This window comes from uncultured Rhodococcus sp. (assembly GCF_963525155.1).
In the GTDB taxonomy this organism is placed as follows: domain Bacteria; phylum Actinomycetota; class Actinomycetes; order Mycobacteriales; family Mycobacteriaceae; genus Rhodococcus_F; species Rhodococcus_F qingshengii.
Genome location: NZ_CAURKP010000123.1, coordinates 1 through 16,273, shown reverse-complemented (window position 1 = coordinate 16,273; position 16,273 = coordinate 1). Strand labels below are relative to the sequence as shown.

Here is a 16,273-nt window from a genome sequence, read left to right as displayed (position 1 = left end):
GGATACGGCGTTGCATTGACCGAGGGATCACTGGCCGCGATCGCCGAAATTCGTGCACGCATCGAAGCCCTGGCCGCAGACCCCACACCGGTCTACGGAGTTTCCACCGGATTCGGCGCACTTGCCACCCGGCACATTCCGGCGCATCTGCGGACACAGTTGCAGCGCAGCCTGATCCGCTCACATGCGGCAGGTTCGGGACCGGAAGTCGAACGCGAAGTGATCCGGGCCTTGATGCTTCTGCGTCTGTCGACGCTCGCCACCGGGCGGACCGGAGTGCGCCCTGTAGTCGCACAGGCGTACGCCGACCTACTCACCGCAGGCATCACCCCGGTGGTGCACGAATACGGCAGCCTCGGATGCTCGGGAGATCTGGCACCACTGGCGCATGTGGCGATGGCAATCATCGGTGAAGGTTCCGTCCGCACCGCCGACGGTGAACTCACCGATGCGGCAACGGCATTGGCTGCCCATGGTCTCGAACCGGTGGTTCTGGCCGAGAAGGAAGGCCTCGCACTGATCAACGGTACCGACGGGATGCTCGGTCAACTGGCCCTTGCGATCACCGATCTCGATCATCTGCTCAAGTTGGCCGACATCGCTGCCGCTATGAGCGTCGAGGGCTTGCTCGGCACCGATCAAGTGTTCGCCGCCGATCTTCAGGCGCTTCGCCCCCACCCCGGACAGGGCGCGGCCGCCTCGAACATGGTGCGCTTGCTTGCCGACTCCCCGATCGTCGCCAGCCATGCGGGCCCTGACTGCACCAGAGTTCAGGACGCGTACTCACTGCGGTGCGCACCGCAGGTCGCCGGCGGCGCACGCGACACCGTCGATCACGCCCGACTGGTTGCCGGGCGCGAATTGGCCAGTGCTGTCGACAATCCCGTCGTCACTCTCGACGGAAGGGTTCGGTCGAACGGTAACTTCCACGGAGCTCCCGTGGCTTACGTCTTGGACTTCCTCGCCATCGTGACGGCGGATGTCGCGGGGATCAGCGAACGCCGAACCGACCGCTTCCTCGACGTAGCACGCAATCACGGTCTGACCCCCTTCCTCGCCGACGACCCCGGTGTCGACAGCGGACTGATGATCGCGCAGTACACACAAGCTGCCATCGTGTCCGAACTCAAGCGACTCGCGAGCCCGGCCAGTGTCGATTCGATTCCCTCCTCGGCCATGCAGGAAGATCACGTCTCCATGGGATGGTCGGGTGCACGCAAGCTCCGCCGGTCCATCGACGGTCTCACCCGAGTTCTCGCGATCGAGATACTGACTGCAGCAAGAGGAATCGATTTGCGCTCCCCACTCGAGCCCTCCCCCGCCACCGGAGCCGTCCTTCGGACCCTGCGCGAGAAGGTGCAGGGGCCGGGTACCGATCGCTTCCTGTCCCCCGAGATCGAGGCCGCGGTGGACTTGGCGGCATCGGGTGCACTTGTTGCGGCCGCGGAGAACGCGATCGGCGCCCTGGCATGAGCGCGCCCGGTGCGCTGAGGCCTCGCCCCCGACCCGAAATCGAAGCGCTCCCTCGATACTCCAAAGCCGCCGGCCTCGAGCAGGTTCGGTGGCGGGCGTCGAGCAACGAGTCGACGGTTGCACCCTCGGCGGCCATTCTCGAGGCCGTCAATCTCGCGGCCTCACACTCACACTTGTATCCGTCGCTGTTCGGCGACACACTGATAGCCCGGTTGAGCGACCGTCTGGGCGTGGGCGACGACCAGGTACTGGTCGGCGCCGGGTCGTTGGCACTGCTCCAGCAGGTATTGACCGCATACACGGGCCCTGGCACCGAAGTCGTCTACCCGTGGCGCAGCTACGAGGCGTACCCGATACTGATCGGAATCGCCGGGGCGAGCGGTGTACCCGTCGCACTCGATTCCGAACATCGGCACGATCTGAGTGCAATGTCGGCAGCCGTGACTCCGCGGACCCGCGCAGTACTCGTCTGCAACCCCAACAATCCGACCGGAAGCGAGTTCTCGACCGCCGAGTTCGTCGCGTTCGCCCGCTCGATCCCGGGTGACGTCCTCATCCTTCTGGACGAGGCTTACCGGGAGTTCGCGACCAGCGATGTCGACGGCGTCGACCTGCTTCGAGCCTTTCCCAACATCGTCGTCTTCCGAACCTTCTCCAAGGCTTACGGATTGGCCGGACTTCGTGCCGGCTATGCCGTCACCAACTCGGCGATCGCAACGGATCTTCGCAGCGCTGCACCGCCCTTCGGGCTCAGCGCCGTTGCCGAGGCCGCGGCCTGCGCGGCCCTGACCGATCCGGCACACACCGATTCGATAGTCGAAACGGTGACCGCGGGTCGTTCTCACCTACGTGAGCAATTGGCTCTGCGCGGCGTCGAGACGGTCCCGAGCGGTGCCAACTTCGTGTGGATCCCTCTCGGCAAGAGAGCTTCTGCACTCGAAGCGGCCTGCGTCGCGCAGGGTGTCTCGGTCCGGATGTTCCCCGGCGAGGGAGTGCGGGTGACCGTAGGTGAGCGGGCAGCAGAAGACGCCGTGATCGCCGCTGTGGATGCACTCGCACACAACCTTTGACCGACTGGAGAAAAGAATGTCCGTCCACGAACTTGCTCGGTCGATCGGTTCGAGTCGCCTGATCACCGACCCTGCGGTAATGGACTCGTACCGCCGTGACGAGGCCCATCTCGCCGAACCCGGCCATCCGGTAGCCGTCATGCTCGCCGAAACTGCGGCCGACATTTCCGAGGCTCTGAAATGGGCTACTGCTCACCGTGTCCCGGTGGTAACCCGCGGTGCGGGAACCGGTTTGGCGGGCGGCGGGGCAGCCGTCGAGGGCTGCCTGGTCATCTCGACCACTCGCATGCGCTCGATTCTCGAGGTCAATCCGGACGATCAACTCGCTGTCGTGGAAGCCGGGGTGATCAACGCCGACATCAGTCGAGCAGCAGACGAGTACGGGCTGATGTACGCCCCTGATCCGAGCAGTTTCGAGATCTCCACGATCGGCGGAAACATCGCCACCAACGCCGGTGGACTGCGTTGCGTGAAGTACGGCGTCACCCGCGATTCAGTCCTGGGTCTCGAGGTTGTGCTCGCCGACGGTCGGATCGTGCGGACAGGCCGAAGGACCGTCAAAGGTGTTGCGGGATACGACTTGACCAGTCTTCTCGTCGGTTCGGAGGGAACACTCGGAGTCGTCACGAGTGCCACGCTGAAGTTGCAGCCCAAGCCCAAGAGAGCACCGGTCACCGTCGTCGGCAGTTTCGATTCTCTCCGCTCCGCAGCGGACGCAGTTGCCGCGGTCGTTCGCGACGGGATCGGACCGAGCCTGCTGGAGCTGATCGATCGAGCAACGCTGCGCGCAGTCGACGACTGGAAACGAATCGGATTGGAAGACAACACCGCCGCGATGCTGATCGCACAGGCCGACGGGGTCGATGCCGACGCAGCAGCCGCGGCGATGCAGAAACACTTCGAGAGGGCGGGCGCCGATTTTGTCGCCGTCTCGCAGGACGCGGCAGAAGCCGCACAGCTACTCGAGATTCGCCGACTCGCCTATCCGGCTTCCGAACGACTCGGGCAATGTCTCGTGGAAGACGTCGGGGTCCCGCGGTCGAAACTGCCCGACATGCTCGAGAGTATCGACCGAGCGGCCGCCGAGCACATGGTCAAGATCATGACTGTCGCGCATGCTGGTGACGGCAACGTCCATCCGACCTTCGTCTTCGACCGCGCTGCCGACGGCTCGGTCCCCGAAGCCGTGTGGACCGCCGCGGACGAGGTCTTCCGGCGTGCTCTCGAACTCGGCGGAACTCTGACCGGAGAGCACGGCGTCGGCGTTCTGAAGCGTCGCTGGCTCTCTCTCGAGCTCGGCGAGGACAGCATGCAACTGCACCGATCGATCAAGGCTGCCTTCGACCCGCTCGGAATCCTCAACCCGGGTAAGGGTTTCTGATTTCTCGCGTGGTGTTACACAGCATTTACGCGAAAACGGGTCCCGGGTATTGACGCCTGTATATACAGGCATATACATTTATCCGCAGTGACAGTGACCCAGCGCACAAAGCACAAGGCGCAAAGCACCAAGCACGAAGAAGGTGGGCAATACCCCGACGTCGATTCCGTCGCTCGACGGGCTCGCAGCAGAAAGACAGGCCTATGACTCACGATGGACCGGCCGAGGTCATCCTCACTCCGGAACGACGCACTATCGACGTCGTCCCGGATGCAGAACGACACGGCACCCCGCGCAGCCAGTTCACTCTCTGGTTCGGCGCCAACATGCAGATCACTGCAATCGTCGACGGCGCTCTCGCCGTCGTATTCGGCGCGGACGCCATCTGGGCGATCGTCGGACTTCTGATCGGCAACATCTTCGGTGGCGCTGTCATGGCGCTTCACTCCGCCCAGGGCCCGCGTATGGGTCTCCCCCAGATGATCTCGAGTCGCGCCCAGTTCGGCGTCAAGGGAGCAGTCGTACCGCTTGTTCTCGTCATCCTGATGTACCTCGGCTTCGCTGCCACCGGCACCGTGTTGGCCGGACAGGCCGTCAACAAGATCCTGCACATCGACAGCCCCACCGTCGGCATCGTCGTCTTCGGTCTCCTCACCGCATTCGTCGCGGTCACCGGCTACAAGCTGATCCACATCGTCGGCAGGATCGCCACCGTCGTGGGCATCGTCGGATTCTCCTACCTGGCCGTTCGACTGTTCCTCGAGTACGACGTCGCCTCGTACGTCGGCATCAAGGGCTTCGACATAGTCACCTTCCTGCTCGCGATCTCGCTGGGTGCCGGTTGGCAGCTCACCTTCGGCCCGTACGTCGCCGACTACTCGCGTTACCTGCCGCGCAGCACTTCCGAGAGCACCACGTTCTGGTCGACGTTCCTCGGTAGTGTCATCGGATCGCAGTGGTCCATGACCTTCGGCGCTCTCGTCGCGGCCTGCGCCGGCGACGCGTTCCTGGGTAACCAGGTCGGCTTCATGGGAGATCTGGCCGGACCCGCTGCCATCGCCTTCCTCATCTACTTCGTCATCCTGGTCGGCAAGTTGACGGTGAACGTGCTCAACGCCTACGGCGGATTCATGTCGATCCTGACCACCGTCACCGCCTTCAACGGACAGTCGCGAATCTCGAGCACCGCGCGCACCCTCTACATCCTCGGTTTCACTGCGGTCTCGGTCTTGATCGCCATCGCCGCCAGCGCCGACTTCCTGGACAACTTCAAGAACTTCGTCCTGGTGTTGCTGATGGTGTTCACGCCGTGGAGTGCGATCAATCTGATCGACTACTACCTGATCTCCAAGGAACGCATCGACATTCCGGCGCTGTACGACGTCAACGGTCGATACGGTGCATGGAACTTCACCGCATTGGCTTGCTACGCCGCCGGCGTTCTCGCCCAGATCCCGTTCCTCGCCCAGAAGATGTACACCGGCCCCGTCACGGACATGCTCGGCGGCGCCGACATCTCGTGGCTGGTCGGCATCGTGTTCACCGGGCTGATCTATTACCCACTCGCCAAGCGCACGAGCAATCCCCCTTCGTCGATGATCTACCCCGATCACACCGCGATGACCGACTCTCGCGTCTGATCCCCCAACGTCTTTCGAACTTCAGCAAGCTAGGAGAACACAATGGAAATCAGCACCCCCGGCCACGAGCCGCGCCCCGTCCGTGCTCCCCGCGGCCCCGAGCTCACGACGCTCGGTTGGCAGCAGGAGGGTGCCCTGCGCATGCTCATGAACAACCTCGACCCCGATGTTGCCGAGCACCCGGACAGCCTCGTCGTCTACGGCGGAACCGGTCGCGCAGCGCGTAGTTGGGCTGCCTTCGACGCCATGGTCGCCACGCTGAAGACGCTGAAGAACGACGAGACCATGCTGGTGCAGTCCGGCAAGCCGGTCGGTGTCTTCCGCACCAACGAGTGGGCACCGCGAGTGCTGATCGCCAACTCCAACCTGGTCGGTGACTGGGCGAACTGGGAAGAGTTCCGCCGTCTCGAAGACCTCGGCCTGACCATGTACGGCCAGATGACCGCAGGCTCCTGGATTTACATCGGCACCCAGGGAATCCTGCAGGGTACGTACGAGACCTTCGGCGCCATCGCGAAGAAGCGCTACAACGGCTCACTCGCCGGAACGATCACCCTCACTGCGGGTCTCGGCGGCATGGGCGGCGCTCAGCCTCTCGCCGTCACTATGAACGACGGCGTCGCGATCTGCGTCGACTGCGACATCACCCGCATCGACCGTCGTATCGCCCACAAGTACCTCGACACCAAGGCAGACAGCATCGAGCACGCGCTCGAACTGGCGACCGCGGCACGCGATGCCAAGAAGCCGCTCTCCATCGGCCTCGAAGGCAATGCGGCAGAGATCTTCCCGGCGCTGCTGGAGATGAAGGCCCCCATCGACATCGTGACCGACCAGACCTCGGCGCACGATCCCCTCGCCTACCTGCCGATCGGCATCGACTTCGGCGACATGAAGACCATGTCGGCGAAGGATCCGCAGAAGTTCACCGAAGATTCCCGCAACGCGATGGCCGCACACGTCAAGGCCATGGTCGGATTCATGGACGCCGGCGCCGAGGTATTCGACTACGGCAACTCCATCCGCGACGAGGCCCGCAAGGCCGGCTACGACCGTGCATTCGACTTCCCCGGATTCGTTCCCGCCTACATCCGTCCGCTCTTCGAAGAAGGCCTCGGCCCCTTCCGCTGGGCGGCGCTCTCGGGTGATCCCAAGGACATCGAGGCCACCGACAAGGCCATCCTCGAACTCTTCCCCGAGAACGAGCACCTGCGCCGCTGGATCACCATGGCCGGCGAAAAGGTTGCCTTCGAAGGCCTTCCGGCTCGCATCTGCTGGCTCGGATACGGTGAGCGTCACCTTGCCGGCCTCAAGTTCAACGAGATGGTGGCCTCGGGCGAGCTCTCCGCACCGATCGCCATCGGCCGCGATCACCTCGACTCCGGATCGGTCGCCTCGCCGTACCGCGAAACCGAATCGATGATCGACGGGTCCGACGCGATCGCCGACTGGCCGCTGCTCAACGCCCTGGTCAACACCGCGTCCGGCGCTTCGTGGGTTTCACTCCACCAAGGCGGCGGCGTCGGGATGGGGCGCTCCATCCACGCGGGACAGGTGTGCATCGCCGACGGCACCGAACTCGCAGCCAAGAAGCTCGAAGCAGTTCTCACCAACGATCCCGGGATGGGTGTCATCCGGCATGCGGATGCAGGATACGACCACGCCATCGACACGGCAGCCACCCGCGGCGTCCGCATCCCGATGACCGAGAACTGAAACAGCTCCACCACCTCACCCTGAGTTAGGAATTACATTGACCACGAATGGTTCTCGAACCACCGTTCTGACCAACATCGGAACCCTCGTCACCAATGACCCGACTCTGGGTGAGGGCAAGCTCGGCGTACGACACGACGCGGCAATCGTTTTCGACGAGGGCGTTGTTGCTTGGGTCGGCGATTCCGCCGACGCCCCGGCTGCCGATATCGGTCAGGATATCGGCGGTCGGGCCCTGCTCCCCGGATTCGTGGAGAGTCACTCGCACCTGGTGTTCGGTGGCGAGCGGGCCGAGGAATTCGCAGCTCGCATGGCGGGCGAGAAGTACGCCGCCGGCGGTATTCGCAACACCATCGAAGCGACGCGCTCGGCCACCGACGAACAATTGCAGGCCAATGTTCGACGCCTACTCGACGAATCCCTGCGCTCCGGCAGCACAACCGTCGAATGCAAGACCGGATACGGGCAGAACACCGAGAGCGAACTACGCAGCGCACTGATCGCCGGACAGTTCACCGACGAGGTCACACTGCTGGCCGCCCACGTTCCACCACCCGAATATGCCGGTCGCGCCGATGACTACGTCGCCATGGCGTGCGACGAGATGATCCCTGCCTGTGCGCCACACGCGAAGTGGATCGATGTCTTCTGCGAGCGAGGCGCGTTCAACCGCGAACAGGCACATGCAGTCCTGAGCGCAGGCGTCGCCGCTGGACTGATCCCCCGCGTCCACGGCAATCAACTCGGCGAAGGGCCAGGAGTTCAGCTCGCCGTCGAGATGGGAGCCGCGTCCGTCGATCACGTCACCTACGTCACCGCCGAGGACATCGACGCCCTGGCTCAGAGTTCCACCGTCGCAACACTGTTGCCCGGCGCCGACTTCTCCACCCGCAACAAGTACCCCGACGCCCGCGCACTGCTGGACGCCGGCGTCGCCGTAGCTCTCGGCGCCGACTGCAATCCCGGCACCTGCTACACCACCAGCCTCCCGTTCTGCATAGCAATTGCGGTGCGAGACATGCACATGACACCCGCCGAGGCAGTCTGGGCAGCCACTGCAGGAGGCGCCCGGGCGCTGCAGCGCACCGACGTCGGAACCCTTTCTCTCGGAACACGTGCCGACGCCATCGCGCTCGATGCACCGTCGTACCTCCACCTCGCCTACCGCCCGGGCGTCCCTCTGGTGCGCGAGGTCTGGAAAAACGGCGCACTCGCCACAAGCTACTGAAATACACTCACCGGGAGGCCGTCGTGGCACATCAGATCGCAGTCGACATCGAACCCAAGCCGTGGACCGGGCGCTCCGACGGCACCACTGCCGAGCATCTGCGGTGGCATCATGCCGTGCAACCGTATTCAGCCGAAACAGCTCCCGGCGACTGTGTTCTGATCGGATTCTCCAGCGACGAAGGAGTCCGCCGCAACAAGGGCCGCCGCGGCGCCGCGGATGGCCCCGACGCTTTGCGAGCCGGGTTGGCTTCCATGGCGCTGGCCGAACCACTGCAGATTCAGGACGCCGGAACCGTTGCCGTGTCGGGTGAAGAACTCGAGGCCGGTCAAGCCGCACTCGGGAACGCCGTCAGCGCTGCGCTTGATTCGGGACACTTCCCCGTGGTTCTCGGGGGAGGACACGAAATCGCCTACGGTACATACCTCGGCGTCGCGGGCTCCGAGTTGCGAACCGCCGGAGCCAAACTCGGAATCCTCAACTTGGATGCGCACTTCGACCTGCGGGGCGATCCGATACCCAGCTCCGGCACACCCTTTCGTCAGATCGCCGAGGACGAAGCCGCGGCAGGCACCTCGCATCAGTACAGCGTGATCGGAATCAGCCAACCGAGCAACACCACGGCACTGTTCGACACGGCTCACCGCCTCGGTGTTCGCTATCTGCTCGACGAAGAATGCGGAGCGATCGGCCGAGGCGTCGTGGATCAGTTCCTCGCAGACTTCCTCGACGACGTCGATCTGGTCTACCTGACCATCGACCTCGACGTCCTGCCTGCAGCTGTGGCGCCGGGCGTCAGCGCACCTGCGGCCTACGGAGTCAGCCTCGAAACCATCCAATACGTATGTGACCGAGTCACGTCCAGCGGAAAACTCGCGGTTCTCGATGTCGCCGAACTGAACCCGAGCCTCGATGTCGACAATCGCACTGCCCGAACGGCTGCTCGTCTGATCCACCGGATAGTCACGAAGCACGTGCCGGTTCAGCGCTAGCCTCGGCGCGCCTCGAGCGCATCGAGGATGAGATCGAGACCGTAGGCGAACTCACTCGTGTGGTCGTAAGCCGGACTCAGACCGTGATCGACGATCATCTCGTGAAGGAAGGGCAACTCTTCAGCCGGAAGGCGCTCGAGGATGTCACTCGCAACTTCTTCGACGTCGACGGGCCCGCTGATCGGCAGATTCGCCTCCTGGAGAACATATCCGCCGATGTAGCTGTCGATCAGCGAGGCTCCGTGGGCGGCCATCGGGAGCGTGAACCCGGCCTTCCGGAGGACTCCGAGCACAGCGTCGAGATGACGCAGGGTCGCCGAGCCAGGGCTGCGTCGCGAATCCAGCAGACCGAGAGCCCAACGGTGCTGCGACAGGACTGTGCGAGCAGAAAAGGCGCGTCCACGGATTGCGTCTCGCCAATCCACACACTCACTGTCGGGCAGGTCGATCGCCTCGAAGACCGCATCGACGACGCCGTCGAGAATCGCATCTTTGTTGGGCACGTGGTGGTAGAGCGACATCGCCTCGATGCCCAGCTCCTGGGCCACCCGTCGCATCGTGACGGCCTCGACACCACCCGCGTCGGCAACGCGGATCGCACCCTCGATCACGCGAGTCCTGTTCAGCGACTGTCGCGGTTGCCGTGACACACAGACTCCCCTCGGCGGAACGAATACGTTGACAACCTTACATGCGTAAGTCACCCTTACAGGTGTAAGCCAGCCTTACATTCGTAAGGCGCTCGCGAAGGGAGATCGCAATGCCGATGCCGAGATGGTGGGGACATGTCAACAAGCGAGTGTTCAACCCGCGTGCAATTTCGAGCGGTAAATGGCCGGTACTGACTCACGTCGGACGCACATCCGGCACGACCTACCGGACGCCCCTCGACGCCTATCCGGTCGAGGGTGGCTACGTCTTCATTCTGGTGTACGGATCAGGCTCGGACTGGGTGCAGAACGTCCTGGAAGCGGGAAGCGCTCGACTGTCGGTCGACGAGACGGAGGTGAGCCTCGGCACCCCACGTCTCGTCGCGAAAGACGAAGCATTTCAAGCACTTTCCTCAGACGTGTCCCGACCCCCGAGGCTGCTCCGCATCACCGAGTACCTTCGGATGGATCTGATTACGGCCTGAGGGTGCCCGTCACGCGAGGACCTCACGCACGGCGGACCTGACTTCGTCCATGCTGCAACCGGATTCGATCAGTTCAGTACCCGTATGCACCAGCGAGTTGATCAACTTGGCGGTGAGCTTCGGGTCCGACACGCCACGGAGGCGAAGGGCCTCGACCAGCGGAAGCACAAGACTGTCGTGCATTTCCATGATCCGCGAATCTCGAAATGTTTGCGGGGTCAGCGTCGCCAGCGCTCCGACTATCGCATGCTCCCCGTCGGCAACCAGTTGGAGGTTTGCCTCGACGTACGCCCATACCGGATCGTCTGCGCCTGCCATCGCCTCGACGATCTTGTCGTTCCAGCGCGGGAACATGTCTTCGACGACGGCACTGAGGAGATCTTCCCGGGACCGGAAGTAGTGGTAGGCACTCGACCTGGCGAGCCCTGCCTTCGCTGCCACCTCACCGAGCCCCGGCGGCCGGTCCGGGGCCTCGGACAGAAGAGCGTGTGCAGCGTCGAGGAGAGCACGGCGCTGAGCAGCACGATGCTCGACCACAGTGGGCGCATCGATCCTCGGCACCGAATCTCCTCCAGTCCCCTCGCGGGCTTACTCGCTCTGACGCAACCGACCGTCAACCATTTCGAGGATGCGGTCGCAGTGCCCGAGCACGTCGTGATCGTGGGTCACCATGATCGTAGCGACGCCTGCCTCGTGAGTTTCGCGCGAGAGCAGTTCGACCACCTCATGGCTGCGTTTGCGGTCGAGAGCAGCCGTCGGCTCGTCGACGAGCAGTAGCGAGGGATTGCTCATCAATGCCCGAGCGATACCGACGCGCTGTCGTTCGCCGCCGGAGAGTTGACCGGGTCGACGATCTGCACGGTGGCTCATACCGACCGAGTCGAGCAATTCCTCGGGATCGCGACCCGGCCGCCCCGTGAGCTTGGGAATCAGCCGAAGCTGATCGCGCGCCGTCAGCGCTGGAATCAGGTTGCCGGACTGAAAGACGAAGCCGACCTTGTCTCGTCGAAGTTTGGCGAGAGCACGGGCCGGCATCGCCGACACGTCCACGCCGTCGATGACAATCGTTCCACTCGACGGCCGACCGAGTCCGCCTGCCACAGCGAGCAAGCTCGACTTTCCAGCGCCTGACGGTCCGACGATCGCGACAAGTTCGCCGCACGAGACCTCGAGGTTCACGTTGTCGAGGGCGAGCACGGTGGAGTCACCGTCACCGAATCGAAGACTGACAGCGGTCAATACCAATCCGGTTGTGGTCTTTTCGACTGTGGTCATCGGTTTTCTCCCAATGCGGTGAGCGGGTTGACACGGGTAACACGGACGATGGCAACGGCTGCGCCGACCAGCCCGAGTACCGCCAAGAGCACTGCGCCGTTGACGACTGGGCCGGACTCGAGGGCGAACGGCATCCCCCCGCCTTCGAGCCCCGAACCGAGCCCCAAGCCCAGCAACACACCGAGGCCGATGGAACCAAGCAGCACTACCAGTGCCTGCGCCATGCCGTCACGAAGCAGGAAGCCGGTAGAGGCTCCCATCGCGCGCAACACTGCGAGTTCACGACCGCGCTGAACCGTCCAGATACTGAAGAATGCACCGACCACCAGCGCCGAAATCGCGTACAGAAACGCCTTGATCATCGACATTGTCATCATTTCCGCAGAGAAGCCTGGTGAGGAGTCGAAAGATTCCTCGAGCGTCTTTGCGGACGTTCCCGCCGCCGCATCGCCCGACACGAGGTCCGGCAACGCGCCACCAACGCCCCGAATCGCAACAACACTTGCTTCGGAATAGGCACTGGCATTGGCGGTTTCGCCGATCTTGGCACCGGCGTGAACCTCCTGCCAAGTACGCAGGGGCAGGTAGGCGACGTCGACGTGACCGAAAGTGCGCTTGTCTTCGGTGAATCCGACAACTGTCAGCTCCGTGCCGAGTCGATCGAGTATCACGGTGTCACCGATCGCAACACCGTCGTCACGGAAGGTAGAGCTGACGATGATGTCCGTGTCGGCATGCAGCCCCCTCCCGTCGGCGGAGACGGGCTCGAGGAAGGAGCCAGGTTCGATGCCGAAGAGCGTGAGATCGACAGGCGTGCCACTGCGAGTTTTTGCATTGACGATCATGTTGCCGAAGAGCTCGGCGTCTCGGACATCGGGTTGCATACGCCATGCCTGCGCCTGCTCCTCGGTGACGACCGAGCGCGAAAACGCCGAGTCGGCTTTGGTGTCCGGCGCGAAGGCAAACGCCTGAATCGGCGTCCGCTGCAAAGCGGAGACACCGTCATTTACCAGTCCGGACGAGAGGCCGGACAGAATCACCATCAGGATCGAGATGAGGGCAACCACGGCACCCATCAAGAGGAATCGATTTCGCGCAAACCACAGTTCACGCAGGGCGAGGAACATTCGGGAAGCTCCAAAGTCGTCGATACGAGTCACGCCGACTTTTATCGACGTCTTGTCGAAATCATATCGACAAGGCGTCGAAAAACTATGTGAGGTGCGTTACTACTTCCCGTAGTAGACACTCGAGGCGCTGAGCGTCGTATCAGCCCCCGACGCCCACCGGTCGATCCCCGACAATCGAGATTCGATCCATCACACGACGAGCCGGGAAGTAGTCACTGGCCGCGTAGTGCTGGCAGGTCCGATTGTCCCAGAAGGCAACAGTATTCGGCTCCCACTTCAAACGGACCTGAAATTCCGGACGATTGACGTGGCGATACAGCATCGTGAGAAGTTCGTTCGATTCTTCTTCTGACACACCCAAGATCCGTTGCGTGAAGGTCATGTTGACGAACAACACCCGCCTGCCACTTTCCGGAATGATCCGAACCACCGGATGCTGCACAGCGGGGAACTTCGGACGCAACATCTCGACCGCATCCACCGGCATCGACCTGCCGAACGAGTTGATCCAATCGTGTTCTGCAACAAGCGGGTCGATACGCTTCTTGATGTCTTCAGGAAGCAGATCGTAGGCAGCTGCAGTATCGGCCCACAAAGTGTCACCACCCACCTCCGGCACCTCCACCGCACGAAGAACTGCTGCGAACGAAGGAAACTCGTGCCACGTAACGTCGTTGTGCCAGTTGTTCTCGACTCCGCCGACCATCGCATCCTTCGCCAGTGTCGTGACATCGACGTCCGTCTGCCCGGGCTGCGTGTACTTGAAGAACGGATGCTGTTCGAGATCGCCCCAACGCTCGGCAAAAGCTCGATGTTCCGCTCGGTCGAGGTCCTGATCGCGGAAGAAGAGGACTTTCCATTCGAGGAGAGCTCGGCGGAGTTCCGCAATCACGGCATCAGACAGACCCCCGCCGAGTCGAATACCGGAGATTTCCGCTCCGATCGTCGGCGCGACCGCCTTGACCGCAAGGTGTTCGTACGGTGCCGGATCTACCGACTCGGGATTCCGGCGAGCAACGAGTGGACCGTACGCAGCAAGCGGGTCGGTGGGGATCGGAAAGATTGTTGCCGCAGGAAAAAGGGTAGCCATCAGGGCACTTCCTCGAAATCGACGATGTCGTAAAGGACAAAAGTCAGATTAAGTCCGCCTCCTTAAAGTGTCAACGGTCACGTTCTCCGGCGCGAATCTTGACCCTGACGCCGCGTCAAGGTTGGAGAATGGTTTTCACAGACGGAATCCGATTCGATCACGGGAGGGCAGGGCGATGATGACCATCGGCGAGCTGGCCAAATTGGCCGGCACCACCGTCAGATCCGTGCGCTACTACCACTCGAACGGCCTTCTCGAAGAACCACAACGCCAACCCAACGGCTACCGCATGTACCGGGCGGTGGACCTGGCACGACTGAGTCGCATCCGCCGCCTGCGCGATCTGGGGATTCCTGTTGCCAAGATCGCCGAACTACTCGACGGCGACGCTCACGACACTCGGTCCGCACTCGATGCCCTCGACAAGGAATTGGCGACGAAGGCCGAACAGATCGCTGTTCAGCGTGCGCACATCGAGTCGCTACGCCGCAATGCCGATCCTGAACTACCCGACGCGTTTTCGGAAGTGCTCGCACAGTACGTCGTTGCCGGTGCGCCGACAGCGTGGATCGACAACGAGCGTGAACTTCTGATCCTCGCACTCACGGTCTCCGGGGGCGATCCCGAGGTCTGCGATTCACTCCTGTCCGCCCATCGCCGGGTATTGGCCGAGCCGAACCGCGAGCAGGCCATCGAATTGATAACTCGCATGTATGCCCTCGCCGACGCACCGGCTGACGCGGACACGATTGCGGCCCTTGCCATTCAGTTCTGCGACTTCACCGAGAGCGTGCTACCCGAACAGGCTGCACCGGAGGACGCTTCCCCCACCCGGCTGGTAGCGGTACTGCGCGAACACCAAGCGGATCGACGAACCGTCACCCAGGAAAGATTCGCGAAGGCTGTGGCCGCGGAGTTCGCCGCCCGTCAATCCCGCCTCTGAAAAACCCTGATTAACCCCCACATTCGAAGTGGGGTGACCAACACTGCCCGAAAATGGGCTCAACGCAAGGACACGACAATGACTGGATTCACCATGCCCAGATCACGCATGCCTCGATCACGAAGGTGGCTGGCTACCACAATCGCCGCTGCCGCGCTCGCCGTACCTGCATTGGCGGCGTGCTCGGATCCTGCTACTCCGCAGGAAGATCCACAATCGAATCTCAGCGCGTTCTACGAACAGGATCTCGAGTGGGGGCCATGCGCCACAGACACCGGAACGTCGGCCGCAAGTGAATGCGCCATGGTCACAGTACCTTTGGACTATTCCGTCCCTGACGGCAAAACGATCGAAGTGACGATCTCGCGGGTCGCATCCACCGACCCCGCACAGCGACGAGGGATCCTGCTCACCAACCCTGGTGGCCCGGGTGGCCGAGGACTGGGATTGCCCGAGATTCTGAATGCGGGCATGACACCGGAAGTCGCAGCGGCATACGACGTCATCGGCATGGACACCCGAGGACTCGGCAAGAGCACACCGATCGACTGCGGCGTCGAACAGATGACATGGATGCGGTCGCCGGGCACCACGGACGAGGGATGGAACGAGAGTGTTGCGCTCGCACGCGAGGCCGCTGACGCATGCTGGGACAAGTACCCGGACTATCTGCCGCACATCAATACTCAAAACATCGCCCGAGACCTCGACGTGATTCGTGGCGCCCTCGACCAGGAGAAGGCGTCGTACTTCGGGTGGTCGTACGGTACATACCTCGGTGCAACCTATGCTCAAATGTTCCCGGACAGGATCGACCGTGTGGTTCTCGACAGTGCACCGGATCCGAAGAAATACGGATACGAGATGTTCCAGGACATGGGCCCGGCCAACGAGAAAGCGATCGACGGATTCTCGCAGTGGGCAGCAGAACACAACTCCACCTATGCACTCGGATCGACGCCCGCCGAAGTTCGCGCCCTCATCGAGAAGCTGATCTCGGACGCGGCCACCACTCCGATACAGATCGGTGACCATGCCGTCGACGATCACGTCCTTCCATTCCTGATGTACGTCAACGGAACCGGCGACACCGAGAAGGAGAGCGAGGCATTCGCACAGGTATTGGTTCAGTTGCGCGATCTCGCCGCAGGCAAGACCGTCGAGAACATCCATCCCCAGCTGACGGGATTGATGCAGGCA

At 62.7% G+C, this 16,273-nt stretch carries 15 protein-coding genes; 10 read left to right on the top strand and 5 right to left on the bottom strand.

Features of this window, described 5'->3' with window-relative positions; translation table 11 throughout:
- The 7 genes from hutH to hutG form a co-directional block, all read left to right on the top strand.
- A partial coding sequence (gene hutH, locus RWT78_RS20935; RefSeq protein ID WP_314677881.1) for a histidine ammonia-lyase occupies window positions 1–1,473 on the top strand: 1,473 nt, incomplete at its 5' end.
- Entirely contained in the window at window positions 1,470–2,543 is a 1,074-nt protein-coding gene (locus tag RWT78_RS20930; protein WP_314677879.1) for a histidinol-phosphate transaminase, read from the top strand. The genes hutH and RWT78_RS20930, both read left to right, overlap by 4 nt.
- A 16-nt stretch (window positions 2,544–2,559) precedes the next feature.
- Window positions 2,560–3,924: an FAD-binding oxidoreductase gene (locus tag RWT78_RS20925; protein WP_007732738.1), complete on the top strand. Its 1,365-nt coding sequence runs from the start codon at window positions 2,560–2,562 to the stop codon at window positions 3,922–3,924.
- Window positions 3,925–4,127: 203 nt separating this feature from the next.
- A complete protein-coding gene (locus RWT78_RS20920) occupies window positions 4,128–5,564 on the top strand; it encodes a cytosine permease (RefSeq protein ID WP_003940251.1) in 1,437 nt (478 codons plus the stop codon).
- Between the two features lie 42 nt (window positions 5,565–5,606).
- A complete protein-coding gene (gene hutU, locus RWT78_RS20915; protein WP_314677873.1) occupies window positions 5,607–7,280 on the top strand; it encodes a urocanate hydratase in 1,674 nt (557 codons plus the stop codon).
- Window positions 7,281–7,317: 37 nt separating this feature from the next.
- Complete coding sequence (gene hutI, locus RWT78_RS20910; protein ID WP_314677871.1) at window positions 7,318–8,508, top strand: imidazolonepropionase; 1,191 nt, start codon at window positions 7,318–7,320, stop codon at window positions 8,506–8,508.
- Window positions 8,509–8,531: 23 nt separating this feature from the next.
- Window positions 8,532–9,500 carry a formimidoylglutamase gene (hutG, locus tag RWT78_RS20905; protein WP_042926100.1) on the top strand — a complete coding sequence of 323 codons (969 nt, stop codon included), beginning with the start codon at window positions 8,532–8,534 and terminating at the stop codon, window positions 9,498–9,500.
- Here the strand turns inward: hutG and RWT78_RS20900 are convergent.
- Complete coding sequence (locus RWT78_RS20900) at window positions 9,497–10,150, bottom strand: TetR/AcrR family transcriptional regulator (RefSeq protein ID WP_314677867.1); 654 nt, start codon at window positions 10,148–10,150, stop codon at window positions 9,497–9,499. The two genes, hutG and RWT78_RS20900, sit on opposite strands and share 4 nt — an antisense overlap.
- A 110-nt stretch (window positions 10,151–10,260) precedes the next feature.
- Here RWT78_RS20900 and RWT78_RS20895 point away from each other — a divergent pair, with 110 nt between their 5' ends.
- Window positions 10,261–10,635, top strand: coding sequence for a nitroreductase family deazaflavin-dependent oxidoreductase (locus tag RWT78_RS20895; protein WP_314677864.1), 375 nt, complete (start codon window positions 10,261–10,263; stop codon window positions 10,633–10,635).
- A 9-nt stretch (window positions 10,636–10,644) separates the two neighbouring features.
- Here RWT78_RS20895 and RWT78_RS20890 read toward each other — a convergent pair whose 3' ends face one another.
- The 4 genes from RWT78_RS20890 to RWT78_RS20875 form a co-directional block, all read right to left on the bottom strand.
- The gene (locus RWT78_RS20890; RefSeq protein ID WP_007732757.1) at window positions 10,645–11,196 is read right to left on the bottom strand and encodes a TetR/AcrR family transcriptional regulator; all 552 of its coding nucleotides are present in this window, start codon (window positions 11,194–11,196) and stop codon (window positions 10,645–10,647) included.
- Between the two features lie 27 nt (window positions 11,197–11,223).
- Window positions 11,224–11,910 (bottom strand): ABC transporter ATP-binding protein, encoded by a 687-nt coding sequence (locus RWT78_RS20885; protein WP_003939803.1) that lies wholly within the window; start codon window positions 11,908–11,910, stop codon window positions 11,224–11,226.
- Window positions 11,907–13,037 carry an ABC transporter permease gene (locus RWT78_RS20880; RefSeq protein WP_269611393.1) on the bottom strand — a complete coding sequence of 377 codons (1,131 nt, stop codon included), beginning with the start codon at window positions 13,035–13,037 and terminating at the stop codon, window positions 11,907–11,909. The genes RWT78_RS20885 and RWT78_RS20880 overlap by 4 nt, the downstream gene beginning before the upstream one ends.
- Window positions 13,038–13,179: 142 nt before the next feature.
- Window positions 13,180–14,130 (bottom strand): TauD/TfdA family dioxygenase, encoded by a 951-nt coding sequence (locus tag RWT78_RS20875; protein WP_003940070.1) that lies wholly within the window; start codon window positions 14,128–14,130, stop codon window positions 13,180–13,182.
- Between the two features lie 175 nt (window positions 14,131–14,305).
- Here RWT78_RS20875 and RWT78_RS20870 point away from each other — a divergent pair, with 175 nt between their 5' ends.
- A complete protein-coding gene (locus tag RWT78_RS20870) occupies window positions 14,306–15,073 on the top strand; it encodes a MerR family transcriptional regulator (RefSeq protein ID WP_003940101.1) in 768 nt (255 codons plus the stop codon).
- Window positions 15,074–15,151: 78 nt separating this feature from the next.
- Window positions 15,152–16,273, top strand: a 1,122-nt coding sequence (locus tag RWT78_RS20865) for an alpha/beta fold hydrolase (protein WP_314677857.1), incomplete at its 3' end; no start/stop codon positions are given.